21 protein-coding genes are annotated in these 25,271 nt (G+C 63.4%); 12 read left to right on the top strand and 9 right to left on the bottom strand.

Features of this window, described 5'->3' with window-relative positions; all coding sequences use genetic code 11:
• Positions 1–74: 74 nt before the first annotated feature.
• Positions 75–1,805 carry a phage integrase family protein gene (locus tag F1599_RS18755; RefSeq protein WP_149320008.1) on the top strand — a complete coding sequence of 577 codons (1,731 nt, stop codon included), beginning with the start codon at positions 75–77 and terminating at the stop codon, positions 1,803–1,805.
• 580 nt (positions 1,806–2,385) lie between these two features.
• Here F1599_RS18755 and F1599_RS18760 read toward each other — a convergent pair.
• The 3 genes from F1599_RS18760 to F1599_RS18770 form a co-directional block, all read right to left on the bottom strand.
• A complete protein-coding gene (locus F1599_RS18760) occupies positions 2,386–2,940 on the bottom strand; it encodes a hypothetical protein (protein WP_147309056.1) in 555 nt (184 codons plus the stop codon).
• Positions 2,941–3,429: 489 nt separating this feature from the next.
• Positions 3,430–3,912: a hypothetical protein gene (locus F1599_RS18765; protein WP_053821809.1), complete on the bottom strand. Its 483-nt coding sequence runs from the start codon at positions 3,910–3,912 to the stop codon at positions 3,430–3,432.
• Between the two features lie 246 nt (positions 3,913–4,158).
• Complete coding sequence (locus F1599_RS18770; protein ID WP_053821810.1) at positions 4,159–5,217, bottom strand: DMT family transporter; 1,059 nt, start codon at positions 5,215–5,217, stop codon at positions 4,159–4,161.
• A gap of 134 nt (positions 5,218–5,351) precedes the next feature.
• Between F1599_RS18770 and F1599_RS18775 the strand changes: the two genes are divergently transcribed.
• The 7 genes from F1599_RS18775 to F1599_RS18805 all read left to right on the top strand — a co-directional run bounded on the left by F1599_RS18775 (position 5,352) and on the right by F1599_RS18805 (position 12,502).
• Positions 5,352–5,705, top strand: a complete 354-nt coding sequence (locus F1599_RS18775) for a hypothetical protein (protein WP_053821811.1) — start codon at positions 5,352–5,354, stop codon at positions 5,703–5,705.
• Between the two features lie 98 nt (positions 5,706–5,803).
• On the top strand, positions 5,804–7,024 hold the full coding sequence (locus tag F1599_RS18780; protein WP_061959896.1) for a TolC family protein: 1,221 nt from the start codon (positions 5,804–5,806) through the stop codon (positions 7,022–7,024).
• Positions 7,021–7,575 (top strand): hypothetical protein, encoded by a 555-nt coding sequence (locus tag F1599_RS18785; RefSeq protein ID WP_053821813.1) that lies wholly within the window; start codon positions 7,021–7,023, stop codon positions 7,573–7,575. The genes F1599_RS18780 and F1599_RS18785 overlap by 4 nt, the downstream gene beginning before the upstream one ends.
• 11 nt (positions 7,576–7,586) lie before the next feature.
• Positions 7,587–8,720, top strand: a complete 1,134-nt coding sequence (locus F1599_RS18790) for an efflux RND transporter periplasmic adaptor subunit (RefSeq protein ID WP_053821814.1) — start codon at positions 7,587–7,589, stop codon at positions 8,718–8,720.
• 8 nt (positions 8,721–8,728) lie between these two features.
• Positions 8,729–11,833 carry an efflux RND transporter permease subunit gene (locus tag F1599_RS18795; RefSeq protein ID WP_053821815.1) on the top strand — a complete coding sequence of 1,035 codons (3,105 nt, stop codon included), beginning with the start codon at positions 8,729–8,731 and terminating at the stop codon, positions 11,831–11,833.
• 51 nt (positions 11,834–11,884) lie between these two features.
• Entirely contained in the window at positions 11,885–12,262 is a 378-nt protein-coding gene (locus tag F1599_RS18800) for a hypothetical protein (RefSeq protein WP_053821816.1), read from the top strand.
• A gap of 105 nt (positions 12,263–12,367) precedes the next feature.
• Positions 12,368–12,502 (top strand): YHYH domain-containing protein, encoded by a 135-nt coding sequence (locus tag F1599_RS18805; RefSeq protein WP_099047658.1) that lies wholly within the window; start codon positions 12,368–12,370, stop codon positions 12,500–12,502.
• Positions 12,503–12,530: 28 nt separating this feature from the next.
• On the opposite strand, the gene F1599_RS18810 is transcribed toward F1599_RS18805, so the two are convergent.
• From F1599_RS18810 to F1599_RS18820, 3 genes are read right to left on the bottom strand one after another with little or no spacing between them, the layout of a single operon-like run.
• A complete protein-coding gene (locus tag F1599_RS18810) occupies positions 12,531–12,989 on the bottom strand; it encodes a chromate resistance protein ChrB domain-containing protein (RefSeq protein ID WP_053821817.1) in 459 nt (152 codons plus the stop codon).
• A 47-nt stretch (positions 12,990–13,036) separates the two neighbouring features.
• Complete coding sequence (locus tag F1599_RS18815; protein WP_053821818.1) at positions 13,037–14,227, bottom strand: chromate transporter; 1,191 nt, start codon at positions 14,225–14,227, stop codon at positions 13,037–13,039.
• Positions 14,228–14,249: 22 nt separating this feature from the next.
• The gene (locus tag F1599_RS18820) at positions 14,250–15,209 is read right to left on the bottom strand and encodes a chromate resistance protein ChrB domain-containing protein (RefSeq protein WP_053821819.1); all 960 of its coding nucleotides are present in this window, start codon (positions 15,207–15,209) and stop codon (positions 14,250–14,252) included.
• A 239-nt stretch (positions 15,210–15,448) separates the two neighbouring features.
• On the opposite strand from F1599_RS18820, the gene F1599_RS18825 reads away from it, so the two are divergent.
• From F1599_RS18825 to F1599_RS18835, 3 genes are all read left to right on the top strand, one after another.
• The gene (locus F1599_RS18825) at positions 15,449–17,182 is read left to right on the top strand and encodes a phage integrase family protein (RefSeq protein WP_081311600.1); all 1,734 of its coding nucleotides are present in this window, start codon (positions 15,449–15,451) and stop codon (positions 17,180–17,182) included.
• Positions 17,183–18,160: 978 nt separating this feature from the next.
• Positions 18,161–20,878, top strand: a complete 2,718-nt coding sequence (locus F1599_RS18830) for a DUF6351 family protein (RefSeq protein ID WP_150084113.1) — start codon at positions 18,161–18,163, stop codon at positions 20,876–20,878.
• Between the two features lie 277 nt (positions 20,879–21,155).
• A complete protein-coding gene (locus F1599_RS18835) occupies positions 21,156–21,938 on the top strand; it encodes a transporter substrate-binding domain-containing protein (protein ID WP_150084124.1) in 783 nt (260 codons plus the stop codon).
• A gap of 339 nt (positions 21,939–22,277) precedes the next feature.
• Here the strand turns inward: F1599_RS18835 and F1599_RS18845 are convergent, their stop codons facing one another.
• Both F1599_RS18845 and F1599_RS18850 read right to left on the bottom strand, forming a co-directional pair.
• Positions 22,278–22,571, bottom strand: a complete 294-nt coding sequence (locus F1599_RS18845) for a YciI family protein (RefSeq protein WP_150084115.1) — start codon at positions 22,569–22,571, stop codon at positions 22,278–22,280.
• A gap of 75 nt (positions 22,572–22,646) precedes the next feature.
• Positions 22,647–23,045 (bottom strand): DUF1801 domain-containing protein, encoded by a 399-nt coding sequence (locus F1599_RS18850; protein WP_150084116.1) that lies wholly within the window; start codon positions 23,043–23,045, stop codon positions 22,647–22,649.
• A gap of 81 nt (positions 23,046–23,126) precedes the next feature.
• Between F1599_RS18850 and F1599_RS18855 the strand changes: the two genes are divergently transcribed.
• Entirely contained in the window at positions 23,127–23,504 is a 378-nt protein-coding gene (locus F1599_RS18855) for a YnfA family protein (protein ID WP_149318719.1), read from the top strand.
• Between the two features lie 41 nt (positions 23,505–23,545).
• Here the strand turns inward: F1599_RS18855 and F1599_RS18860 are convergent, their stop codons facing one another.
• Complete coding sequence (locus F1599_RS18860) at positions 23,546–24,982, bottom strand: PepSY-associated TM helix domain-containing protein (protein WP_150084117.1); 1,437 nt, start codon at positions 24,980–24,982, stop codon at positions 23,546–23,548.
• Between the last annotated feature and the right edge of the window lie 289 nt (positions 24,983–25,271).

Genomic DNA, 25,271 nt, shown 5'->3' on the forward strand with positions numbered 1-25,271 from the left:
CCGCGCGACGAACACCGCTATTACGATAAGTGTTCTTATCGTAATAGCCATTTGGGTGCGCTAAACTGGCCCCCATGAAATCGCGCCTGACCCTAACTAACTCCGCATCTGCCGCCAGCGCCGGTATGGATGCGGCCTCGGCCGATGCCTCCACGGCATTCCCCGATGCCGCCTCCCTGGCCGCGCTGCGCGCCTGGCATGCCGGCCTGAGCTCCCGACAAGCCGTGGCGCAATACCTGGGGCAGGAGAGGGCGCGCGGCCAATCCTCGCGCGCCGTGCTCGGTCGCATTCGCCGCCGGCTTGCCGCGCTGGCACGCGAGCGCGGCCGCGACGATCTGACCGCGTTGTTCGAGATGCCGGCGTCGGAGCGGGTGGCGCAGGGCAGGGCGGCCGACCGTGCTATCGAGGTCCTGCGCACGCTGCCGACGCCACGGCCTGCGATCACCGACGACATCGGCCGCTGGCTACCGGCCCGCGCCGTCGCCGCCTTGCGCGCCCACGGCATCGAGACGCTGGCGGCGTTGACCGTGCGCGTGCCCAGGCGCCGCCGCTGGTGGGCGGCCATCCCGAGGCTGGGCGCTGCCAGCGCCAGGCAGATCGAGGCGTTCTTCGCCGCGCATCCCGAGCTGACCGAACGGGCGCGCGCGTTGATCGTGCAGGAGCGACGCAGCGTCGTCGTGCCATGGGAGCAGTTGCGCCTGCCTCATGAAGTCGACGGCTCGCAAGGGCGGTTTCGCGCACCGCGCGAGAGCTGCACCTTGACCGCGGACAACGACTACGAGGCGGTGCAGGCCTGGCTGGCCCTGCACGAGTCGCCCGCCACTCATCGCACCTACCGCAAGGAAGCGGAACGGCTGATTCTGTGGGCCATCGTCGAGCGTCAGCGGCCGCTGTCGTCGTTGACTACCGAGGACGCCGTCGCCTACCGCGCCTTCCTGCGCCGGCCCACGCCACGAGAGCGGTGGGTCGGGCCGCCACGCCCGCGCTCGTCGCCGGACTGGCGGCCGTTCACCGGTGCGCTGGCCGCACGCTCGGTCGCCCATGCCCTGACCATCGTGGGGGCGATGTTCCGCTGGCTGGTCGAGCAACGCTACGTGCTGGCCAATCCCTTCGCCGGCATCAAGGTGCGCGGCGGCGGCCGCACCGCGGCGCTGGACAATTCGCGCGCCTTTACCGACGGTGAATGGAAGTTGGTGCGGACCATTGCCGACGGGCTTGAATGGTCCCACGGCTGGGAGGCCGCCGCGGCGCAGCGCCTGCGCTTCGTGCTGGATTTTGCCTATGCGACGGGGCTCCGGCCCAGCGAGCTGGTAGGCGTCACGCTCGGGGATGTTCGGATCGACCCGGAAGGCGATGAATGGCTCGAGCTGACCGGGAAGGGCGGGCGCAGCGGCAAGGTGGCCTTGCCGCCGTTGGCCCGGCGGGCCTTGGAGCGCTACCTGACGGAACGCGGGCTGCCCATCAGTCGGCGTTTGTGGCGTCCCGAGGTTCGCCTGGTCGGTGATCTGGGCGGCGAGCCCGAGATCGGCATCTCCAGCACGCGGCTATGGCATGTGGTGAAGCGGTTCTTCAAGCTGGCTGCGGATGTCATTGGTGCGGACCATCCCGCGGCCGCGGACAAGCTGCGCCGCGCCAGTCCACACTGGATGCGCCATACGCACGCCACACACGCGCTAGGAAGCGGCGCGGAACTGACCATCGTTCGAGACAACCTGCGGCATGCGTCCGTCTCGACGACGTCGGTCTATCTGCATAGCGATGAAGTCAAACGGGCCCGGCAGATCGGAGAGGCATTTGGGGCCTAAATGACACCCGCAAGGGCGTCCATAGCGGGCTGTACGGACGAACAAGGGGTTGCAATCTTGCCCCTTCGTTGCCGAGCGGTGCCGGCTCAAAACACGGAATCCTTCAAGCCGAATCCCCTTGTTGGCATCACGGCGACCGTCATGCTGTCGGCGTGTGGCCCCGCCGCGCACAGGGCGATCGCCCGCCGTGCATGGTGCACGGACAGGGGTATCTCGCAGGCGGGCGCGCGAGCACGTGCAAACGGTAGAGAGCACAACGCGCCAGCATGGTTCCGGCTGTCCCGTCATCGGAACTGCCAGCATCCGTGAGCGCCTAGGGGGCGGGTAACAAATTTATGCAAAAACGGGTAACAAACTTCTGCAAATTAACGTGCGTTGTTTTGCGTAATTTTGTTACTCACACACTGACGGCGTGACGCTGCTTGTCGCTTGCCTAGTAACAAATTTAGTTGAACAAACTTTGCAGAAAATTGTTACTCCGTTGAACGGTTCAACTTAAAGTGTTCTTTGGATGTACGGCGGCCATGTTACATCTTCAGTCTGTCAGGTAGCGTGCGAAGGGGCGTGTCTCCCCGGCAGGTTATTCGTCTGCCAGTTTAAACGTGCCGTCGCCGCTCGCAATAATGCGTTCTGACCTGATCAGCGACGCCAGTCCTTCCAGGACATCGGCTACTTCCATCTCGAGCAGCTTGGCGATTTGGACCGCGTGCAACTTCTTGACGCTTGCACTGACGAGGTCGAGAATCTGGCCTTCGGGCCCCGACTCATAAGGTAGCCAGCTCAGCCGGCGGTGCTTGTCTGCGGTCCTGTCAATCTCAGGTTCCCGCTCTCTTTGCCGTGCAAGAAGTCGGTTCCGCATTTGCTCGTCTTCTTCGGCACTGGCGCGCTGTCTCTCGCGCTCTGCCGCAAGCCGCTGCGGACCTTGAGCAATAAAGGCGTCCATCACCTCGATCGGTCCCTTTCGGAAAGGCACTCCTCGAAATGCGCCGTGCTCATATAGCAGCTGTCGCAACCGTTCACATCGATACGATTCGCTCTCGCAGACGTCGGGTAGGTATTGCGCCTGTTGTTCCGCCGGTATGTCACGGTAGTAACGGCCACCAATCATGACGTAGCGCTCGATGAGGCGGAGCAACAGGTCTTCTCTGCTTAGTTCGTCGGGGTTTCCCATTGCCGCTCACAATGAAAAGAGGGCTGGCTCATCGAGTTAAAAATTGTAACAAATCTGTGCAGAAATCGAGCGGGCGGTGCCGGTGAGCCGGCGGCTATCTGCGGCGCTGCACGCTCACTGGCGCGATCGCGATGACCCGCTCTGCTATGCGTTGGGTTATCTGCGGGGCGTTCGCGCGCCACGAACCAACATGGTCGCGACTGCTACGCAACCATCACACTATAGCGCGCGTGGCCTTCGGCAACTGGTGTGGCGGGCCATGTCCGCGTTTAACGCGTCTCTCACCCTCAATGAGCGTGACCTGGGTCAGTGGTCTGCGCACATACGGCCTGGCGATTTGTCGCATGGTGTCGTGGCACGGGCGCTACCCGAACGATTGCGCGGCAAAGATGGTCCGCTGCAAATTACCGTGCGACAGCGACTTCGGCGCTGACTGGACGAGGCCGTCAGCGATCAGGTGTCATGCTCGGCGAACAGTTCCAGCCAGCCCGCGAGCCGATGGGACTGACACGCCTGCGCTAGTTGCCCGAGATTCCGCCAGAGCGTTGTGAAGGGGAGGTGTTGCTGGTTAGCGAGCTGCTCGATGGCGAGAATCAGCAGTGAAAGCGGCGTCTCATCCAGCAGGTGCCCGAGATGAGGGAACCACTCGGACACCACGCGGCCTTCGGCCAGCATGGAGGCCAGCACGTCCGACGGCAAAGAACCGCGGTAGCTGACGCTAGCTGTGCGGGCAGCCATGTCGAGCCAGGGGCGCGGTGCCAAGGGTTGCAGCGTCGAGATGTCGAGTCCTAACACGCGCACAATGCCGAGCGGGTCATCGGGGTCAGCAGCCACGGCCAAGAACCTCGCTTGGCGTGCGGACAGCTGCAGCGCCATCCGGCGCGCCGTCACCGCAGCCTGTTGCGCCGGCGTCAGCGCGAAAACGAAGTTAGTCATGCCAGTTAAGCGGTGAGGGTAGCCATAGTATTACAGGTCCGTCACGCTGCACCCACCGTTCCCCGTGGGCTGGTACCTTGGTTCCGAATCCGCCCATACAGTGGGGCTGTGCGGGTTGGGCGAGGCGGCCCAGGCGCGATGTAGCCGCGCCGGTTCGCTTCTGTGGGGTGGCGCACACACGTGCGCCAATATGGCGTTGATCCACGCAGCGCCGCATAGCGACTTTTCGGCGGGTTCGAACGTGTCCTAATGGCTGTGCCTATGGTGCGTGTCCGGATAATGCGGATGCCGATGGATCAGCACCTCATGCCGATGCCAATGGCGGTGCGGTTCGGCCCCTTCCCACGGAAAGTCATGCTCATGTTGATGGTGCGCGTCGTGCCGGTGGGCATGGCTGTGCTCGAGCGGGTCATGGGTATGCTCATGCTCGTGCCGTTCCCGGAGGTGCAACCAGATGCCGAGTGCCATCAAAGCTGCGGCAAGCCAGAACGTGACGCCTGGCACGTCGGGCCATATCGCCAGCGATATGACGACGCCAAATACCGGCGCAATCGAAAAATAGGCGCCGGTCCGCGCAGTGCCCAGCCAGCGCAAGGCTATGACGAACAGGGCGAGACTGACGCCGTATCCCGCGAAGCCCACGACCATGGCAGCCAGTGTGCTCGCAAACGGCGGCAGATCCGCGCCGGTGGCAAATGCCAAGCTTGTATTGCAGACGCCGGCTACCAGTCCCTTCAGGCAGGCAATGACCAGCGCGTCGTTGTTGGAAACCTTGCGTGTGAGGTTGTTGTCGACGGCCCAGCAAAGGCACGCTGCCACGACCAGAATCGCCCCCGATGCGAATCTGACTTCGCCCGGCTGCCACGAGAGCAGGAGCCCGCCCGCCACGATCGCGACCATCCCTAGAACGATCTGACGATCGGCGTTTTCCTTGAAGACCACCCAGGCAATCACGGCGGTCAACACTCCTTCAACGTTCAGCAGCAGCGACGCGGTCGCGGCGCTTGTCTCGTTCAGGCCCGTCATCAATAGGGCCGGGCCGGCGACGCCCCCGGCAATAATCGCGGCAAGCAGCCACGGCCACTCTGCGGGGGGAATGGCAAGCGTGCCGCCTTCGGCGCTTTGACGCGCACCAAAGAGTCGGCGGGCACCAATTGCGATGAGCAGGCCGATTCCGCTGCCCAAGTAAAGCAGTCCCGCCAACATCAGCGGCGATATTCCCCCGGTCAAAGCCTTGGCCAGCGGAGTGCTGGCTCCAAAAAGTATCGCGGCAGCGAGCGCCGGGGATGCTAAGCGTAGTGACATGGCGTATTGCGGTTGGCATAGCGGAATGGCATTGTCGCGCGCATCCGACAATTGAGGCGACCAGGTGATTGGGCGGCCCTTTACGCGGCAGGGGTGCGCCAATGACGCCGGCATATTCCTGTAGAATCCGGCGCATGTCGCGAATTGTTGCCATCCTTTTGATGCTGATGCTCCCGCTGCAGGCTCTCGCTGCAGTGGAGCGGCAATTCGCGCATGCGTCCGGCCCGGTGCTGGACCATATGGTTGTCCACGCCGAGCACGTGCCGCATCATCATGACGACGATGGCGATATCCACGAGGACGACTCCAGCGCCTCGGCGTCACACCAGTTGGACTTCGAGCTCGCCTCGAACCTCTTGGGAACGGTAAGCCTGGCTTACTCGCTTCCCGTCCTGCCGCCGCGTTACCAGACGCCCCTGTTTGACGGCGCTGTGATACCGGATCCTACCGGCACACCACCATTACGCCCACCTCACGCTCCTGTCTGACGACGGGGTAGCGTTCGTTTGTTCGTCTGCTGCGACGCCTTTTTACGGGTCGCGCCCCGTCGCATTGCTTCTTCAAGCCATTCGCGTTGGGGTTTTTCATGCAGAGATCATTTCTACTTCTGGTGGCAGCGCTCGTGCTGTCGCCCCTTACATACGCCCAAGCGCCCGCTGAGCGATCCGCGCCAGCGGACCTGCAGTCCCTGTTCGAGGTCGCATGGGAGCGTTCGGTCGCGCTCCAGACGGCCGAGGGGCGGCGACAGGAGGCCGCTGCAAGTCGTATTCAGGCGGATTCGCTGATCGCCGGACCTCCCGTCGCCGACCTGCGTCATCGTGGGGACCGGTTCACGGACGGGCGGGGCGTTCGAGAAAGCGAAGTCGCGCTTGGCGTGCCTATCTGGCTGCCGGGTCAGCGAGCGGCGAGGGGCGAGCTCGCTGACGCCCAGCTGGCGGAGGCGGATGCCAGAGCGAGACTTGCCAGGCTGGCCGTTGCCGGCGAATTGCGGGATCGGGTCTGGCAGCTTGCGGCGGCTGCGGCCGAGCAGGAAGTGTTGCGCCGACGCGTGCTAAACGCCACATCTTTGCGCGACGATGTGGCACGACGGGTTTCCGCCGGCGATCTTGCCCGGACCGATCTGCTGCTAGCGGATCAGGATCTTCTCGCCACGCGCGCGTTGTTGACCGACAGCCAGGCACGGATGACCGAACTGTCAACACGGCTGTTCCAATTGACCGGTGCCTCCGCGCTGCCGCTGCGCTACGAGGAGCGACCTGCCATGCCCGAGGCCGTCTCGGCCCACCCATCGCTGGAAGCCGCCGCCGGAGGCCTGCTCCGCGCGCAACGACAACTCGGGTATCTGCAGAAGTCCCGCCGGGACGCTCCGGAGGTAGGGGTCTCCTATCGCCGTGATGCGGCCGGTGGCGGCGCGCCGTCCGACCAGACCGTGGGCGTGTTCATTCGGATTCCGTTTGCGACGGACGCCCGCAATCTGCCAAGGGAAACTGCCGCTCAGACCGAAGTCATGACCGCACGCGCGGAGCGGGAGCGCATGGAGCGCGTGGTGCAGTCCGAAGCGGAGGCATCGCGACAGGCTCTCACGCTGGTGGAGCAGCAGCTCAAGCTCAGTGAGCAGCGCAGCGCGATGCTCGCCGAGCGCGCGGTCCTCCTGCGCAAGACCTTCGATGCAGGCGAAATCGGCCTGACCGAGGTATTGCGCGCACAAAACCAGGCGCTGGAAGCCGAAGCCGACGCAGCGCGACAGCGCGCGCGGCGCGGCGCTGCCATCGCCAATCTCAATCAGGCTCTGGGAGTATTGCCATGAATCGTTGCCTCATCGCGCTTGTGCTGCTGTTCGGATGCGGCCTTGGATACGCAGCCCCCGGCGCGCACGGCCCAAGTGGCGAACATCTTGACGCCCCGGCCGCAACTTCGGCCGGGACCACAAGGCCGACCATCGAAGCAAACACCGAAGCGTTCGAGCTAGTCGGGACGCTCTACGACGATGAGTTATCCATACTCGTCGATCGCTATGCGACCAACGAGCCAGTGACAGCAGGCACGCTAGAGGTCGAGCTAGGGGAAATCAAGGCGCAGGCCAAGCTGCATGCCGATTTGGGGGACTTTTCCTTCACCGATGCGGCACTGCTGAAGGCGCTGCAGGCACCGGGGCAGCATGCGCTCGTCTTTACGCTGGTTGCCGGCGCCGAATCCGATCTGATCGAGGGGCGTATCACCGTTGGTGGCGACGAACACGGCCACGACCACGTTGCCTGGAAGCCCTGGGCCGGCGCTGCGATCGCAGTGGTCCTCGCACTGGGGCTGTTCGTCATGATCCGCCGGTATCGCCGTCGGACTGGCGCGATGAACCGATAGGCCGACATCACATGAAAAACACGACATTCTGCCGGGCGCTGCTGGTGGCCGCCGCCGCGGCCCAATTCAGCGCCATCGTTCCCGCCTGGGCCGCTCCGGGCGCCCATGGTCCCGACGGCGAGCATCTTGACGGACCCGCGCCAACTGCAGCGGCCGGGCTCGCGCGGCTTCCTGATGGCAGCGTGCAGGTGCCCAAGCTGGCGCAGCGCCGGATGGCCATTCGTACCATCATGCCGCAAGCTGGCGAGCATCCTGTGTCGCTGGAGCTCAATGCGACTGTGGTGATGGACCCGAACGCGGGTGGCCGCTTGCAGGCCGGACACCCCGGCTGGCTTGAGGCGCCGCCGGGCGGATTCCCTGTGCTGGGCCAGCGTGTGCGAAAGGGCGACGTCATGGCGGTGTTGCGGCACAAGAACGAACCTTTCGACATCGGCAATCAGCAAGCTCAACTGGCAAACCTGAGCGCGAATTTGAAGCTCGCGCAACAGCGCCTGCAGCGGCTGGAGTCGCTGCAGGACAGCATCCCCCGCAAGGACATCGAAGCTGCACGCGCCGAAGTCCAGAGCCTGTCCGGTCAGCGCGCCGCCGTGGGAACCAGCCTGCATCAGACCGATGCGCTGCGCGCGCCGGCGAGCGGCATTGTCGCCTCGGCCAACGTCGTCGCAGGTCAAGTCGCCGCAAGTGATGACGTCTTGTATGAAATCGTCGACCCGACCCGCTTGATGGTGGAGGCCCAGAGCGCCGACGCCTCGCTCGCTGGCCGGATCCGGGATGGAGCCCTGGCAAACGTGCAGGGCGGGGCGTTGCAGTTTGTCGGCGCGGGCCGCAGCTTGCGCAACGGCGCGGTACCGCTGACGTTCCGGCTTGCCGGCCAGACGTCGCTCCCTCTTGCGGTCGGGCAACCCGTGACCGTCGTTGCGCACCTGACCGACACGGTGAAGGGAATTGTGCTGCCAAGCGAAGCGGTGGTCCGCGGGCAGAACAATGAGACCAGTGTCTGGATCAAGTCCGGGACCCAGCGCTTTATCGCACAGCCCGTCCAGGTACGTGTCCTGGATGCGCGCAATGTCGTCGTGGTTGACGGTCTGTCCCCCGAGAACCGCGTGGTGGTCAGCGGTGCCTCGTTGATCAACCAGATTCGGTAGGGGCGGGCATGTTCAACTGGATAGTTCGTGCCAGCCTCGGCAACCGGCTGGTGGTGCTGGCCCTGGCTACGATTTTGATGGCGTTCGGGGCCATGACGGCCTGGCGTACGCCCGTGGATGTGTTTCCGGACCTCAACAAGCCCCTGGTGACGGTGATCACGGAGGCAGGCGGCATGGCGCCCCAGGAGGTCGAGTTGCTGGTGTCCTTTCCCATCGAAACCGCGCTCAATGGCATGCCTGGCGTGACGCGAGTGCGTTCGGTCTCCGGCGTGGGACTGTCGATTGTCTATGCCGAATTCGATTGGGGGAGCGACGTCTATCGCAACCGGCAATTGGTGTCGGAGCGCCTGGCGCTGGTGCGGGAGCAATTGCCCGGTGGACTGACGCCCATCATGGGGCCGGTTTCGTCCATCATGGGCGAGATCATGCTCATCGCCTTGCCGATCGACGCTCAGAGCGTCAGCCCGATGGTGGCACGCGAGTACGCCGATTTCGTTCTGCGCCCGCGGCTGCTGTCGGTGCCGGGCGTATCACAGGTGATTCCCATTGGCGGCGAAGTCCGTCAGCTTCGGGTTGAACCGGACACTGCACGGATGGCGCAGTTCGGTATCTCGCTCGGCCAGTTGTCCGACGCGCTGCGGGACTTCGCCAGCAACAGCAGTGGCGGCTTCATCGACCTGAACGGCCGGGAATATCTGATTCGCAACCTGGGCCGTACGACGCGCCTGGATGATCTCGGCGGGCTGGCCGTCGCATATCGCGATGGTGCCCCGGTGCTGCTCCAGCAGGTCGCCAGTGTGCGCCATGCCCCCGCGGTCAAACGCGGCGACGCCGGGTTCAACGGCAAGCCGGCCGTTATTGTCAGTGTGCAAAAGCAACCGGACGCCGATACCGTCAAGCTGACACGCGAACTGGAAGCGGCGCTGGCCGAGCTCAAGCAGGGCATGCCCAAGGGCCTGGAAGCGCCGCGCGTGCTGTTCCGGCAAGCGGATTTCATCGAGGCTTCCATCGGTAATGTGGTTGAGGCACTGCGCGACGGCGCCATCATGGTCGCGATCATCCTCTTTGCCTTCCTGCTCAGTGCTCGCACGACCGCCATTTCTCTGATCGCCATTCCGCTGTCCCTGGCCGTGACGGCGCTGGCCTTTCACGTGTTGGGCCAGTCGATCAACGTGATGACGCTGGGGGGCTTGGCCATCGCCATTGGCGAATTGGTCGACGATGCGGTGGTCGATGTGGAGAACATCCTGCGCCGGCTCAAGCAGCGCAAGACCATGACGGAGGCGCCTGCGGTACTGGAGACGATCTGGCGCGCGTCCGTGGAGGTGCGCTCGGGCATCGTCTATGCCACGTTGATCGTCGTCCTGGTGTTCGTGCCGCTGTTTGCGCTACCAGGCATCGAGGGCCGGTTGTTCGCGCCATTGGGCGTGGCCTATATCGTGTCCATCCTTGCGTCGATGCTGGTGTCGATGACCGTCACACCGGTGCTGTCCTACTACCTGCTTCCCGGCATGAAGCGCCTGGACCATCCCGATAGTCCCTTGGTGCGATGGCTCAAGCGGGTCGATACGCGCGTGCTGAACTGGTCGTTTCCGCGTGCCCGGGTCATTCTCGCTGGCGCCGGGATCGCCGCGCTTATCGCGGCGGCATCGATACCGTGGCTTCCGCGGGCCTTCCTGCCGGCTTTCAACGAGGGCTCGCTGGTCATGTCCCTGATGTTCAATCCGGGCACATCGCTGACGGAGGCGAACCGCATGGGCGCCTTGGCCGAATCGCTGATTCGCCAGGTACCGGAAGTCACGCAGGTGGGCCGCCGTACTGGCCGCGCGGAGCTCGACGAGCATGCCGAAGGGGTGCATTCGTCCGAGATCGATGTCGACCTGAAGCGTTCCGATCGCAGCCGCGAGGAAGTCATGGCCGCCATCCGCGCACAACTCTCCTCGCTGCCTGCATCCGTCGCCATCGGGCAGCCGATCTCTCATCGCCTGGACCATCTGCTGTCGGGCGTGCGGGCGCAGATCGCCCTGAAGATCTACGGCGACGACCTCGATACCCTGCGGGGCTTGGCGGAATCCGTCCGCGGTCGCCTGGCGCAGGTGCCCGGCCTGGTCGACATCACGGTCGAGAGACAGGTATTGATTCCACAGGTGAACGTGCGCCTGGATTATCGAAAGGCCGCGCAGTATGGCATCACGCCCGGCGATGCGCTGGGCGCCATGCAGACGCTCTCCGAAGGCGCACGGGCATCCCAGGTTATCGAGGGCGTGAGACGTCATGATCTCGTTGTGCGGCTGGCCGAAACGCAGCGCACGCCACAGGATCTGGCGCGCATCATGATCCAGTCGCCACGCGGGCCCGTGCCGCTGGCCGCCATCGCATCGGTGGAAGAGGGCGATGGCCCCAATCAGATCGGCCGGGAAAATGGCCGGCGACGAATCGTCGTCTACGCCAATACCGACGGCTCCGACATGGGCCGCATCATCGCCGGAGTACGGGGCGCGGTCGCGCAGTCCAGTCTGCCGGGCGGGTACTTCGTCAGCATCGAGGGGCAATTCCAGGCGCAGGAGCTGGCTACGCAGCTGATTGCTCTCCTGGCCGTCATGTCATTGGCGTTGATCTACCTGGTGTTGTATTCCCGATATCGCGCGCATCGGCTGACGCTGATCATCATGGCCAACATACCTTTCGCGCTGATTGGCAGCGTCATTGCGATGTGGGCCGCGGGCCTGACGTTGTCCGTCGCATCGATGGTCGGTTTCATCACGCTGACCGGCATCGCGACGCGCAATGGCATTCTCAAGGTCAGCCATTACATCAATCTTTGCCGGCTCGAAGGGGAGTCGTTCGGCATGCCGATGATCGTCAGAGGCTCGCTGGAGCGTCTGACCCCGGTGCTCATGACCGCTCTCGTGGCGGCATTCGCTCTGACGCCGCTATTGGTGGCGGCCGATGCGCCCGGCAAGGAGATCTTGCATCCGGTGGCCGTCGTGATCTTCGGGGGGCTGGTCAGCTCGACCTTGCTGGACACCGTGCTGACGCCGCTGGCGGTATGGCTGTTCGGGCGTGAATCCATCGAAGAACTCGCCGGCCAAGCCGGCACGCACGCCTATTGAAATGGGTCAGGGCGGCGCCCTCGAGCCGCCCACTGTTTTTTGGAGTGGACTATGAACCAACGCATTGCCGCGGCGCTGGCCGCAATCTGCATCTCGATCTCGGGCACGGCGATGGCGCACGGCGCTAAGCCGGCGCAGTACGGCGGCGTCGTGCAGACGGCGAGCGATATGCAGTTCGAACTGGTGGCAAAGGACGGCAACGTCAGCCTGTACGTGGACGACCATGACCAGAAGAAGTCGGTCGCGGGCGCGAGCGGCAAGCTGACGGTGCTCAATGGCAGCAAGAAGAGCGAGACGGCGCTCAAGCCCGCGGAAGGAAATGTGCTGGTGGGCGCCGAACAAATCGCCGTGGCTCCCGGTGCGAAGGTGGTGGCAAATGTCGCCTTTGCCGATGGCAAAACCGTAACCGTCAGGTTCGCGGTGAAGTAAGCCTCCGCGCTTGAGGAGGTGGCCATCCCTCCTTGCGAAGGGATGGCCAAATGCGTCTTCGGTGCTACCTTACCGTCAAATCAACACTAGACGGACGGAGACATCATGCTGCGCAGCGCCATTGTTCTTATCTTTGCGGTCCTCGGTTTCGCGTCTACTGCGGCGTGGTCGCATAGCGGCGGCACCGATCGAAATGGCTGCCATATGGACCACAAGACTGGCATTCGACATTGCCATTGATCTCGCAGCAGGCTGCCAGCTGCTGCGTTCAGATGCGTTGCGCTGGTGGCCAGTTGTGCGTCTCCGATTGGCAATCCCTGCACCAGGCGTACAGCGCATCGTAGAGAACCATGCCATGGCGAAGCATCTCGTGATCGTCGGCAAAGCGCCGCGATAAACCGAGCGAGATGGCATAAAGTCCCGCCGACTGTGGCGTGAGGTCCAGCCTCGATGTGTCCGCGCCACGCACGATGGCGGCAAGCTGCTGCAGGGCCGGCTCGGCTAATCCGTACTTATCGAGAAAGGCATCGAAGCTGCAATGGTCGCCGACATGCGACAACTCCACATCGGGCACATCATATGGAACGGCGCCAGTGCTTTGTGCAACAGCCAATACGTCGGCCGGCGGCACATACAAAAACTCAGGCGTCTCATCGATATAGCGGGCGATCAGCCAAGGACAGGCAATGCGGTCGATCTTTGGCCTTTCGCGGGTGACCCATTTCATGGTCGTCTCCTCATGGGTACGGGTGCCTGGCCGCCCGCATCAGGGTTTCAGGACCGCAGCAGCGGATACACCAGGAGACCCACTGCCGCGGCGCCAGCGACAATCGCCGGTTCCGGCAACTTCTTGAATCGCCAAAGCAGCAGCACGGTCACGATCGCCAACACCAGTGTGGGTGCATCGATAATGGAACGTTTAGCCAGCACAACGACGGCGCCCGTGATGGCCCCGACTGCGGCGGCTGTCACGCCGTCCACGAAGGCGACAATGGCAGGCAGCTTCCCGTACTTCTTGAAGTAGGGCGCCGGAATCACGGTGAACAGATAGCACGGCAGGAAGGTGGCCAACGAAGCGACGATGGCCCCGGGAAGCCCAGCCACCAGATAGCCGATAAAGCCCACCGTGATGACGACGGGACCCGGCGTAATCATCGCCACCGCTACCGCATCGACGAACTGCTTTTCGTTGAGCCATTGATGCTCGGTCACGACGCCGCCGTACAGGAACGGAACGATGGCAAGGCCCGAGCCGAAGACGAAGGCGCCAGCCTTGGCAAAGAACAACCCAATCTGCGTCAGCAACGGCAAATCGAAGTTGGTCAAAATTCCCGAGCCCGGCGCAATTTGCCACGCAGCAGCGATCGGCATGCCACCTTGTTTGAACCACTTCGGCGGCGCGCGCCAGAACCACACGAGGACGCCGGCGGCAATGAACAGCCACGCGATCTCTGATTCCGTGATGATGGTGACCGCGACCAGGACGGCATAGATGGTCCAGAGCAAGGGGTCACCGCCAACACTCTTGCGCGTCAGCTTGTACGCACTGATCGCGATAATTCCGATCACCGCGGCACCCACGCCGTAGAAGACCGACTGCATCCACGTCAGGCCGCCAAAGCGCACGTATGCCCAACCCAGCGCCAACACCATGAGGAAGGACGGAAGCACAAAGGCGATGCCGACCAGGGTCGCGCCGGCAATACGGTAGTGGACAAAACCGAGATAGATGGCAAGCTGTGCTGCCAGCGGGCCGGGCGCCAATTGGGCCAGGGCCAGTCCTTCCTTGTAGTCGGCCTCGGTGAACCAGTTGCGCGACTCGACAAGGTCGCGATGCATATAGCCAGCCAACGCCACGGGGCCGCCAAAGCCCAGGGTGCCCAGGCGCAGCATGTACGCCACCAGTTGCCACAGGGTGTAAGACCCCCCTGAGGGGGACGGAACGGTAGTGCGATCGGCTTTCATTGGTGCATAGGTAAGTGAGAGATCAGCGCTTGGGCCGGGTGCTGAAATGACGATGCAACGCGCTCAGAACCGGTATGCCTTCGGCGAGCAATTGGTCGTCGTCCCGAGCGGTCTGCCGCAGCCCTGACAGCATCGCTTCGAGACCGGCGGCCTCCGCGGGCGGGTCCCCGCCGACATCCAGGGCATGGACGATCGCGGCGATGCGGGCAAGGGCGCGGTCTTCCTCCAGCCCAAAGCTGGCCAACAACACCTCGAAACTGACGCGCTGGCCCACGTGCGTGAAAGCGGCACCGTCGAAATCGAATCCAAGCGCGTCATCGGGACACGCCTGCGGATCAGCAAGCCAGAGGAATGTCGCGTGCGGATCAATGAAGCGCTGAATCAGCCAGGCGCAGGCGATGCGGTCAATCCAAATATGTCGCCGTGTTGCCCAGCGGCGTCCCTGGTACTGGGCGGGATCCCTGGGAACGATGCCCATGTCCGCCGCGTGCGGCTCACCTGGCGAGAGAACCCGACCGGCCCCGCGCTGAAATGCGTCCCAGCTCGCGGACACTCGGTTGGACGCGTCGTTGGGAAAAAAGTCGACGGCACGAATGGCGTTGATGGCGCGTTGGTAACGGTCAAGCAAGCGCCGGACTTCGGCGGCATTGCTTTGCGCAAGAGCGGCGCCGCTTTGATCGATGTCCGCCTGCAACTGGGCGTAGTCCGGCGAGCGGTCGAACAACAGTGCAAAGGCGCGCTCCTGCTCCCCATCGGCGCTGACAGCCAAGAGCCAAGCCTCTCCCTGGTGACGACGCACATCCGTGGCCAACAGGTTCAGCCGCTCGGCGCGTTCGGGGGACGCAGGAAGCAAGTAGGCGCCATCGCGCAGCGTGGCGCAGCCAAGCGCATTCACGGCGCGCCATAACCGCATGCGAGCGGTGGTGCTGCCAGCGGGCAGCGTAACGAGAAGGAGGAGCCAGGGAGCAGCGAGGTATGTCATCGCTGCAAGCGTAGGCCTTCGTAGCGTGTTCTACAACTGTGTAGAGATCATTACAGGCGTTACCAATGCCGCATTGCGATGGCCGAGTTCGATAGACGTTCCCCGGTGGGCGTCATCAATGTTCTACAAGACGGTCAAGGTTTGTAGAGCCTAGCGGGGCTCCGAGCCATTCTCGCCAAAATACGAACGGCACAGTATGCTTATCATAATAGCCATTTCGGTGCGCTAAACTGGCGCCCATGAAATCGCGCCTGACCCTACCGAACTCCGCATCTGCCGCCAGCACGGGTATGGATACGGCCTCCGCCGATGCTTCCACGGCATTCCCCGATGCCGCCTCCCTGGCCGCGCTGCGTGCCTGGCATGCCGGCCTCAGCTCCCGGCAAGCCGTGGCGCAATACCTGGGAGAGGAGAGGGCGCGCGGCCAATCCTCGCGCGCCGTGCTGGGCCGCATTCGCCGCCGGCTCGCCTCGCTGGCACGCGAGCGCGGCCGCGACGATCTGGCCGCGTTGTTCGAGATACCGGCGTCGGCGCGGGTGGCGCAGGGCAGGGCGGCCGACCGTGCTATTGAGGTCTTGCGCACGCTGCCCACGCCACAGCCAGCGATCACCGACGACATCAGTCGCTGGCTGCCGGCTCGCGCCGTCGCTGCCTTGCGCGCCCACGGCATCGAGACGCTGGCGGCGCTGACGGTGCGCGTGCCCAGGCGTCGACGCTGGTGGGCAACCATCCCCGGGCTGGGCGCTACCGGTGCCAGACAGATCGAGGCGTTCTTCGCCGCGCATCCTGAGCTGACCGAGCGGGCCCGCGCGCTGATCGTGCAGGAGCGGCGCAGCAGCGTCGTGCCGTGGGAGCAACTACGCTTGCCCCATCAGGTCGACGGCTCCGAAGGGCGCTTTCGCGCCCCGCGCGCGACGTGCACCTTGACCGCGGACAACGACTACGAGGCGGTGCAGGCCTGGCTGGCACTGCACGAGTCGCCGGCCACTCATCGCACCTACCGCAAGGAAGCGGAACGGCTGATGCTGTGGGCCATCGTCGAGCGTCAGCGGCCGCTGTCGTCGTTGACCACCGAAGACGCCGTGGCCTACCGCACCTTCCTGCGGCGGCCCATGCCGCGAGAGCGGTGGGTCGGGCCGCCACGCCCGCGCTCGTCGCCGGACTGGCGGCCGTTCACCGGTGCGCTGGCCGCACGCTCGGTCGCCCATGCGCTGTCGATCCTTGGGGCGATGTTCCGCTGGCTGGTCGAGCAACGCTACGTGCTGGCCAATCCCTTCGCCGGCATCAAGGTGCGCGGCGGCGGCCGCACCGCGGCGCTGGACAATTCGCGCGCCTTTACCGACGGTGAATGGAAGTTAGTGCGGACCATTGCTGACGGGCTCGAATGGTCCCACGGCTGGGAGGCCGCCGCGGCGCAGCGCCTGCGCTTCGTGCTGGATTTTGCCTATGCGACCGGGCTACGCCCCAGCGAGCTGGTAGGAGCCACGCTCGGGGATGTCTGGACCGACGCGCAAGGCGACGAATGGCTCAAGCTGACCGGCAAGGGCGGCCGCAGCGGCAACGTGGCAATGCCCCCGTTGGCGCGACGGGCGGTGGAGCGCTACCTGACGGAACGCGGACTGCCCATCAGTCGGCGTTTGTGGCGTCCCGAGGTTCGCCTGGTCGGTGATCTGGGCGGCGAGCCCGAGATCGGCATCTCGAGCACGCGGCTATGGCATGTGGTGAAGCGGTTCTTCAAGCTGGCTGCGGATGTCATTGGTGCGGACCATCCCGCGGCCGCGGACAAGCTGCGCCGCGCCAGTCCACACTGGATGCGCCATACGCACGCCACACACGCGCTAGGAAGCGGCGCGGAACTGACCATCGTTCGAGACAACCTGCGGCATGCGTCCGTGTCGACGACGTCGGTCTATCTGCATAGCGATGAAGTCAAACGGGCCCGGCAGATCGGAGAGGCATTTGGGGCCAAATGACACCCGCAAGGGCGTCCACAGCGGGCTGTACGGACGAACAAGGCGTCATCGGAACTGCCAGCATCCGAAAGGTGAGCGCCTAGGGGGCGGGTAACAAATTTATGCAAAAACGGGTAACAAACTTCTGCAAATTAACGTGAGCCGGCCAGGAGCGCGCGGCGCAGGGATATCTGCCATTTAACATAACAAACATTATCGGCGGCACGAGTGTTAGGCGTGAATAGAAATGTCACCTTCTGGATAAATAGAAATGTCCGTGCTGGGAGTCGCCCCGACGTTGCAGTCGCCGGCGGGTCGAGGTCCGAGCCACTCTGGTTCGACTGGGAAAGGATTCTGCCGAGCCAATCCTCGCGCAAGACGCTTGGCCGGTCGAGCTTGGCCGGTCGAAACTGCAGCATGTCCGATTGGACTGCTTTCCATCTCAAAGCGAATGGCTGGAATTTTCCCATTTAGCCAAAAAAGACGCCGAGATGCCTTCGGCGTACGAATTGAGGAATGCAAGTCATCGGCCTTTGCTGGAGTGGAAATATTCTCGGGCGTCGCATTTATCGGCATGCACGGGTTGGAAGTCGCGATAAATGAATATATCCGCCGTTTGTCACGCTGCCCGCCGGGAATGAGGTCAATTCAAATCCATGGCCGGCGAGATATCTCCCTCTGCAGTGGTTCGTTCTCGGTGGCGCCACCCCTTGGCCGACCGGTCCGCGCCGCCTTCAAAGCCGCGCCGACGCAATATGTAGCACACATTACCGTCGCTGGCGGTCGAGCTCATCGACCGAAACCGGGATGGCATTACTCCGGTGCATGGAACATATGCCGGTTCACAATAAATGCTTCGGCGGGGATGTTTTCGCATTGAGAACTTCCCTGCGCGCTATAGACTGCTTATTTCCCAGCGCGATATTTATGAATTATTCCGCACAGCGGAATATATAAGGCCATCAGTGCCGATTTCCACTGAAACATCAGGAGACAATCATGGTTTGGCAAAGCGCCCCACAAAGAGCGGGCAATCGATCCGTCGCACGGGAAGGCCGACGGGGAACTCGGACCGCCCTGCCCTTTGCAGTCGTCGGGCTGACGGCTTTGGTGCTTTCTGTTTCCGGATGTGGAGGCGACCGCGACGAACCCGCGAAACCGGCGGTGACGGTCAAGAGCCTGTCTTCGCCGGAGGGATTGGTCAGTGGCGATGACACGTTGATCGAACTGACGCAGGCCGATGGCGGCAACATTGCCGGCGCGAAGGTCAAGCTGAACGGCGTCGATGTCACGGGCAGCTTCAAGCCGAATCCGTCGAGAAAATCGATGCTTGGCCTGGTGTCAGGGCTGAAGCAAGGCGAGAACAGGATCGACGTCGTCGACGCGGCCGCCGACGCGAAGGTGCGCGGATCGTTGACGCTGACCGCCTATCCCATCCAGGGACCGATTCTGTACGCGCCCCAGGAAGGCAGCTTCCACTGCCAGACCGATACGTTCACGGTCTATCCGGGCGGCCCGACGCTCACCGCGGGGCCGAACACCGATCCCAATTGCGCCGCCCCAACCCGGGTCGATTGGGTCTATCACGATGCGACGAAGTCAGGAACCGCGGTCTGGCAGCCGTACGATCCGGCGAATCCGCCGGCCAATGTAGAGACAACCACGCTGCTCGATGGCCGAACCGTGCCGTATATCGTTCGACTGGAGACCGGCGTCATCAATCGAGGCATTTACCAGATCGCCGTGCTGGGAGATCCAAAGAAGAACCCGAATCCCAGCGCGGTGAATCCGCCCAGTGAATTCAACGGGCGGCTGGTCTACCCGTTCGGGCAGAGTTGCGGAGGCGGCTGGTATGTCCAGGGCCGATCGATGGGCCCCGTGGGCGGCTCGAACAATTCCGCGAACGGCGCGGCCGGCGATTTCAATGCCTTGAATGATCTTCCGCTCAGCAAGGGGTTCGCGGTAGCCAATTCCACGCTGAATTATTTCGGCCAGAACTGCAATCACATCATCTCCGCCGAAACCATGATGATGGTCAAGGAGCGGTTCATCGAAGCGAACGGGCCGGTGCTTTACACGATGGGTTGGGGTTCCTCCGGATCGGCCATGCAGCAGAGCATGATTGCCGATACCTATCCGGGACTGCTGGATGGCATCGTCATGCTGGCGGGCTTTCCGGATAACGGCGGCCCGCAAAGCATGGAAGGCCGTCTGTTCTACAACTTCCAGCTCAATCATACGAAGGGCGGGACGACGCAGAACGGGACCTACTCGCCTGTCCCCAACAGTCCTTACGATCCGACTTACGACAATGCCACCGCCGCCAGGCGCGCCGCGGACCCGACGCTGTTGAACTGGACCAACGCGGAGATTGCCGCTGCCTCGGGTTATGGCACCTATCACAGCGTTCGCCAGCAAGCCAGCTTCTGGGCCGCGCGAACGGATTCGGTTCTGCGGCCGGCGAACCAGGGCGATCGGGACAACGTGATGGGAGGCGCCGGAAACAGCTCCGTGTTCAATGCGGTCATCGGCAATGCCGAGAAGTACAGCCCGGCCAACGTGGTGACCAGCGCGCCCATGGGCGTCCTGCCGGCGCCGCCGGTCAGCCTGCTGCCCGCCAATCCGACCGGTCTTCGTCCCAACGTGAACGACCACAACAAGAACATTCTTGGCGTGGATCCGTCGACGGGATTCGCTCGTTCGTTCACCGGAAATGTCGGCATCCAGTACGGCCTCAACGCGTTGAACACCGGTTTGATTTCCATGGCGCAATTCATCGACCTCAATCGCAAAATTGGCGGCCAGGATATTGACGGCAATCTCCGCACGGATCGCATGCGCGCGGACGCCGAGGCGCTGAAGCGGGCCTATCAGACGGGCATGATCATGTATGGCGGGGCCGGCCTTCGTAGTACCGCCATCCTGAACCTCGATGGCTTGAACAACGAGTTCACGGGCGCCGGGGATATGCATCTGAAGTTCTTCCACTTCATTGTCCGCGCCCGTATCGCGGCGGCAACGGGCCAGTTCGCGAATCATGTCATGTGGACTGGAACGGCCAATGTGGGCAGCTTCGTGCACGATCCGAATGCCCACCATACGATGCCCGTTCAGGCTCCGCGCCCCGCTCACACCGGGCGATCGTTGCCGGCCATGCAAGAGGCGTTCTTTGGCATGGACCGATGGCTGACCGCGGTGGTCAGCGACCGCACCGCCGATTCGCGCGCGGCAAAAGTCGTGAAGAACAAACCGGCTGACATCGTCGATGGCTGTTTCGGTGCCACCACGGCTGGCGCGGCCGACGACTTTATCGCGGAGCCGCAGCGATTCGGCGGATTCAGCACCGTGTTCCGCAAGGGCAATGGCAGCAATTCGCCGGCCGACGTCGTCGAGGTCAGCGAAACGCCGTCGCGATGCAATTCGATGTTCCCTGCCTCGTCGTATCCCCGCTTCGAGGCGGGCGAGCCGCTCCATGCCCGGACGATGCAATGCCAGCTCAAGCCCGTGACGGTCAGCGACTACGCGGGCTACGCGGAACGCAATCCGTCGTGGACCGGTTCGCAGCAAGAGGCCGATCTCGCGGCGTTACGCGCGGTGTTCCCGGGTGGAGTCTGCGACTACAGCAAGCCCGGTGAGCAGGAGCAGCCGCTGGCGGGCACATGGATCCGGATTACGCCGGACAACGGGATGGTGATCGGACATCCGCTCGCACCGTAATGTCGCGAGGCGCGGCGGTGCTCGACGGGCACCGCCGCGTTCGCGATGTTGTTGGCAAAGACGCTGCCTCGGCAGGCAGTCGGCCTCGAAAGCAGTCGAACCTGAGCCCGCATTCGCTCCCGCTGCATTCCGCATGGGCAAATTGCGCATGGGCAAATTGCGCGTAGGCAAATTGGGCAGGCAATTGCCCAGCTCGATAGGCCGCCCGGACATTTCGTGCACAATCCCGCTTCGACATCCGAACTACATGTCACAAGTCGATGAGGAGATTTGCGAAATGATCAGCGCAACCAAAGCCCTTGCCGTCGTGGCCGCAGCCACCCTGCCCTGCTTCGCGCTGGCCCAGCCGGCCAGTTCGACGCTGAACCGCGTCCAGCAAAGCGGCACGCTGCGGGTCTGCACGCCGGGCGATTACAAGCCTTTCAGCTTCGAGAAGGCGCCGGGCGTATTCGAGGGGCTGGACGTCGACCTGATGCAGACGCTCGCTGCCGCGCTGCAGGCCAAGCCGCAATACGTCAAGACGAGCTGGTCGAACCTGATGCCGGACTTCGTGGCCGGCAAATGCGACATCGCCGTGGGCGGTATTTCCGTGACGCTGGAACGCCAGCGGCAGGCTTATTTCAGTGCGCCCTACATGATCAACGGCAAGACGCCGCTGACCCGCTGCGAGAACGTCGCCAGGTACCAGACCATCGAGGCGATCAATCAGCCGGCGGTGCGTGTGATCGCCAATCCCGGCGGCAGCAACGAGCGTTTTGCACGGACGCATCTCGGCCGCGCGCAATTGCGGATCCATACGGACAACGTGACCATCTTCGACGAGGTCATCAAGAAGAATGCCGACGTCTTCGTCACGGAAGCCGCCGAAGCCATCGTGCAAAGCAAGGCCCATCCGGAACTATGCGCCGTCAATCCGCAGAAGCCGCTGCAGTATGCGGAGATGGCCTATCTGCTGCCGCAGGGCGATGACGTGTTCAAGCACTTCGTGGACCAGTGGCTGCATCTGAGCACCGCTACTGGCGACTTCGGGCGCGTGCGGGCCAGGTGGCTGCAGGAGTAAGCATGATGATGCCGGCCATGTCCAAGGCGAGACTGGCCATGAACTAGCCGGATGCGCCTTCGCGCTCGTGGAGACGCCCTATTTCATCCCCCACAACCTTCACCAAGCTGGACAGTCGCAACGGGTGTATTGCGAAAACGCTGTTGTTGTTGTCGGATGAAACGCAAAGTCTGATATGACGTACCGTTTCATCCGAGCTTTCTACGCGAAGAACTCTCGTCGTAGATCCTGGCCTCCAATCGACCCGTTTTAAGAAGTAGGTCCTGCCATTGCCACGCTCTACCGGGTCAACGACAAGGTCGAAGGTCGACGTCAAAAACTCGTGCAATTCGGACTTGATCATATCGTGACGGGGTCAGGGAAGGCGCGGTGCCACGAGTGAATCTCGACTTTTTCTCGCAGACCATGCACCCAGAACGGGTCCGACTGCAACAGCGCTTCGACCTCAAGCTTGTTGGCCGCACTGACGATCCATAGCCCTCCGACTGGAGCTTCACAGTCCGCTTCTCTTAAGGAGCCGGCGATGAGGATCCGGTCGCGATGCCCGTCAAGCCAGTCGATGTGGGCTTTGAAGTGGCTAGTCCGTACGTGTGTTTGCCCAGGAATATCATGAAAGCGAACGGCGAATAGCACTCTTTCCCCTCTTCCTCGTATGTATCCGGGAATACGTCGGCAGCGTCGTGGATGCTCTGCGATTCTGATGGCAACCTACTTCTTTGCCTTTGTGCCATTCAGCAAAGCCGCCGCACGCACCAACTCCTTCAACGCCTTCTCGTCGATTTGCGCGCCTTCCGCGAAATCGATGGCCCGTCTCGTATTGCCTTCAAGACTCGAATTGAACAACCCTGCCGGATCCGGCAATGAAGCGCCCTTTGCGAACGTCATCTTGACGACGCTCTTGTAGGTCTCGCCGGTGCAAATGATGCCGTTGTGCGACCACACCGGAACGCCGCGCCATTTCCATTCCTCGATGACGTTCGGGTCGGCTTCCTTGATCAGGGCGCGGAGTCTGGCGAGCATTTCGCCTCGCCAGTCGCCCAGTTCCTCGATGCGGGCGTCGATCAATGCGGAGGCGGATTGGTCTTGCGGCAATTCGTTGTTCTTCATATCGATGTCTCCCGGCGCAGGCAGCTCGTACCTTAGCACCGTTCCGTCAGCCTGACGGAAACTCCGCAGCGCCATGGGACAATGCGGTCCACCGCCACCCTGCCCGCTTCGATCGTGACCTTCCTTGCCTATACGGCGCTGTTCGTGCTGACGGCGCTGGCCGAGATCGTCGGCTGCTATTTGCCTTACCTGGTATTAAAGCAGGAAAAGACCCCGCTGCTGCTGGTTCCCGCGGCCCTGGCGTTGGCGGCCTTCGCCTGGCTGCTGACCCTGCATCCCACCGCCGCCGGTCGAACGTATGCGGCGTATGGCGGCGTCTATATTGCCGTCGCGCTGGTGTGGCTTCGCATCGTGGACGGGCTGCCGCTGACGCGCTGGGACGTCCTCGGCGCCGCGGTGGCGCTGGCCGGCATGGCCATTATCGTGCTGCAGCCGACCACGGGTGCCGGGACGGGCTGATCCGCCGATCCGCCGATCCCGGTCGGGACATCCCGTCCCGATCATTGCCGTACCGGTCTCGACGGCACGCCGGCGGCTCTGTCCACGAGCCGATCGATCAGCCAGACCAGCAGCATCGTGACTCCCATCAGCGGGAATATCGCCCCCAGTACCGCCAGTCCGGCAATCCATGCGCGCATCGGCGGCGGGCTCGACGGACGCGACGGCGCGCCCAATGCGTTGGCCGGCTTGCGCTTGATCCACATGACGAAGCCGGTGATGGCCAGCGCCATCAGGCCGAGCGAGATCGCGGCGCATGCGATCTGATTGGCAAGGCCGAAATACCGGCCCATATGGAGCGAGGTGCCGTACGACACGGCCTTGGCGACGGGGCCGTAGTCGTCGTAGCGGATATCCCGGACGATATTGCCGCTGTGCGGATCGATATGCAGCGTTCTTTCGGCCTTGGGGTCGCTGGGGAAGCACGACACCGAATAGACCGCATCGGGCGTTCCCGGTAGTGCCACCTGGCATCCCGCGCCGGCTCCGCGCGAGCCGGCGATGGCAACGACCCGATCCAGACCGATCGGCGCATGGCCGGCGGATGCGCTGGTTCCGACCGGCACGGCGGTCAATCCCGTCGCCCACGGGACTTCGCTCAGCGGCAGCGATTCCATCGTCCCGCCGTGTCGCCGGTGATCGCCATGAGCGGCATGATTGCCCTCACGGACCGGGGCGTGCGTGTGCCCTGCTCCAGCATCGCCCGGGCGCCCCAGGTTCGCGGCGGTCGTGATGGCCTTGAATTGCTTGCCCCAGAATGCGGTCCACGGCAGGCCGGACAGCACGAACGCCAGCGCACCGATGGCGAGCGATGCGCCGAGCATCAGATGGATCTCCTTCCATCGCCCTCGCCTGCCGCTTGCTGGCCGCATTGCAAACGCCCTCACACCCGATTCGCGCAAGCGCGGCCACCACATGGCCAGGCCGGTGGCGATCATCACCAGCGTCCAGCATCCGGCCAGTTCCATCAGCAATTCGCCGGGCTTTCCGACCAGCAGGGCGCGATGCAGCAACCGGACCTGCTTCATGAAGCGGTCTTCCACGCTGAGGCTGCCCAGCACCGCGCCTGAATAGGGATCCAGATAGAGGCTTTCGCTGTTGCCAGAGGGCAGGCGGAAGATGAACTCCGCACTGGCGCGCGGATCGTTGCGCATGGTGTAGGTCGTGGCCACGGCGCCGGCCGGCGCGGCCGCCCTCGCCCGCTCCAGCAGCGTTTGCGGGGACAGCGGCTCGCCCTGCGGTGTCACGCGCAATAGCCCCGGATACAGCAAGGGTTCGATTTGCGGCTGGAAGCAGTAAATGGTGCCGGTGATCGCCAGCACGATCAGAAAGGGCATTACGAACAGGCCGGCGTAGAAATGCCAGCGCCAAAGCGTGCGGTGGGCGGCGGACGTTGGGGCAGGCGCTGCGGCGGGCGATCGGGGTGTCGGTACGGACATCTGCGGGAGCGGTGAATGCGTGATGGCGCTATCGAAGCTATTGGGTTATTGGGTTATTGGGTTATTGGGTTATTGGGTTATTGGGTTATTGGGGTTATTGGGGTTATTGGCCTATTGGCGTCATTTTTTTGACAAGCGAGGCGGATCGCCGCGCCGATCCGTACTGTGCGACGAAATCCCGCGCGGGTCCTGCGGCATGGTGTCGCATGTACCGTGTACGGCGTGGCCAATAGAATCGGGCACCAAAAACAACGGTGTCTCGCGGCATTCCTGCCGTCTCACCTGGGAC

The organism is Cupriavidus cauae (genome assembly GCF_008632125.1).
GTDB classification, from domain to species: domain Bacteria; phylum Pseudomonadota; class Gammaproteobacteria; order Burkholderiales; family Burkholderiaceae; genus Cupriavidus; species Cupriavidus cauae.

Bases quoted from the DNA above. Each gene is read 5' to 3' on its own strand.
- F1599_RS18755 (WP_149320008.1), top strand. From the start codon at position 75: ATGAAATCGCGCCTGACCCTAACTAACTCCGCATCTGCCGCCAGCGCC.
- F1599_RS18765 (WP_053821809.1), bottom strand. From the start codon at position 3,912: ATGACTAACTTCGTTTTCGCGCTGACGCCGGCGCAACAGGCTGCGGTG.
- F1599_RS18770 (WP_053821810.1), bottom strand. From the start codon at position 5,217: ATGTCACTACGCTTAGCATCCCCGGCGCTCGCTGCCGCGATACTTTTT.
- F1599_RS18775 (WP_053821811.1), top strand. From the start codon at position 5,352: ATGTCGCGAATTGTTGCCATCCTTTTGATGCTGATGCTCCCGCTGCAG.
- F1599_RS18780 (WP_061959896.1), top strand. From the start codon at position 5,804: ATGCAGAGATCATTTCTACTTCTGGTGGCAGCGCTCGTGCTGTCGCCC.
- F1599_RS18785 (WP_053821813.1), top strand. From the start codon at position 7,021: ATGAATCGTTGCCTCATCGCGCTTGTGCTGCTGTTCGGATGCGGCCTT.
- F1599_RS18790 (WP_053821814.1), top strand. From the start codon at position 7,587: ATGAAAAACACGACATTCTGCCGGGCGCTGCTGGTGGCCGCCGCCGCG.
- F1599_RS18795 (WP_053821815.1), top strand. From the start codon at position 8,729: ATGTTCAACTGGATAGTTCGTGCCAGCCTCGGCAACCGGCTGGTGGTG.
- F1599_RS18800 (WP_053821816.1), top strand. From the start codon at position 11,885: ATGAACCAACGCATTGCCGCGGCGCTGGCCGCAATCTGCATCTCGATC.
- F1599_RS18805 (WP_099047658.1), top strand. From the start codon at position 12,368: ATGCTGCGCAGCGCCATTGTTCTTATCTTTGCGGTCCTCGGTTTCGCG.
- F1599_RS18810 (WP_053821817.1), bottom strand. From the start codon at position 12,989: ATGAAATGGGTCACCCGCGAAAGGCCAAAGATCGACCGCATTGCCTGT.
- F1599_RS18815 (WP_053821818.1), bottom strand. From the start codon at position 14,227: ATGAAAGCCGATCGCACTACCGTTCCGTCCCCCTCAGGGGGGTCTTAC.
- F1599_RS18820 (WP_053821819.1), bottom strand. From the start codon at position 15,209: ATGACATACCTCGCTGCTCCCTGGCTCCTCCTTCTCGTTACGCTGCCC.
- F1599_RS18825 (WP_081311600.1), top strand. From the start codon at position 15,449: ATGAAATCGCGCCTGACCCTACCGAACTCCGCATCTGCCGCCAGCACG.
- F1599_RS18830 (WP_150084113.1), top strand. From the start codon at position 18,161: ATGGTTTGGCAAAGCGCCCCACAAAGAGCGGGCAATCGATCCGTCGCA.
- F1599_RS18835 (WP_150084124.1), top strand. From the start codon at position 21,156: ATGATCAGCGCAACCAAAGCCCTTGCCGTCGTGGCCGCAGCCACCCTG.
- F1599_RS18850 (WP_150084116.1), bottom strand. From the start codon at position 23,045: ATGAAGAACAACGAATTGCCGCAAGACCAATCCGCCTCCGCATTGATC.
- F1599_RS18855 (WP_149318719.1), top strand. From the start codon at position 23,127: ATGCGGTCCACCGCCACCCTGCCCGCTTCGATCGTGACCTTCCTTGCC.
- F1599_RS18860 (WP_150084117.1), bottom strand. From the start codon at position 24,982: ATGTCCGTACCGACACCCCGATCGCCCGCCGCAGCGCCTGCCCCAACG.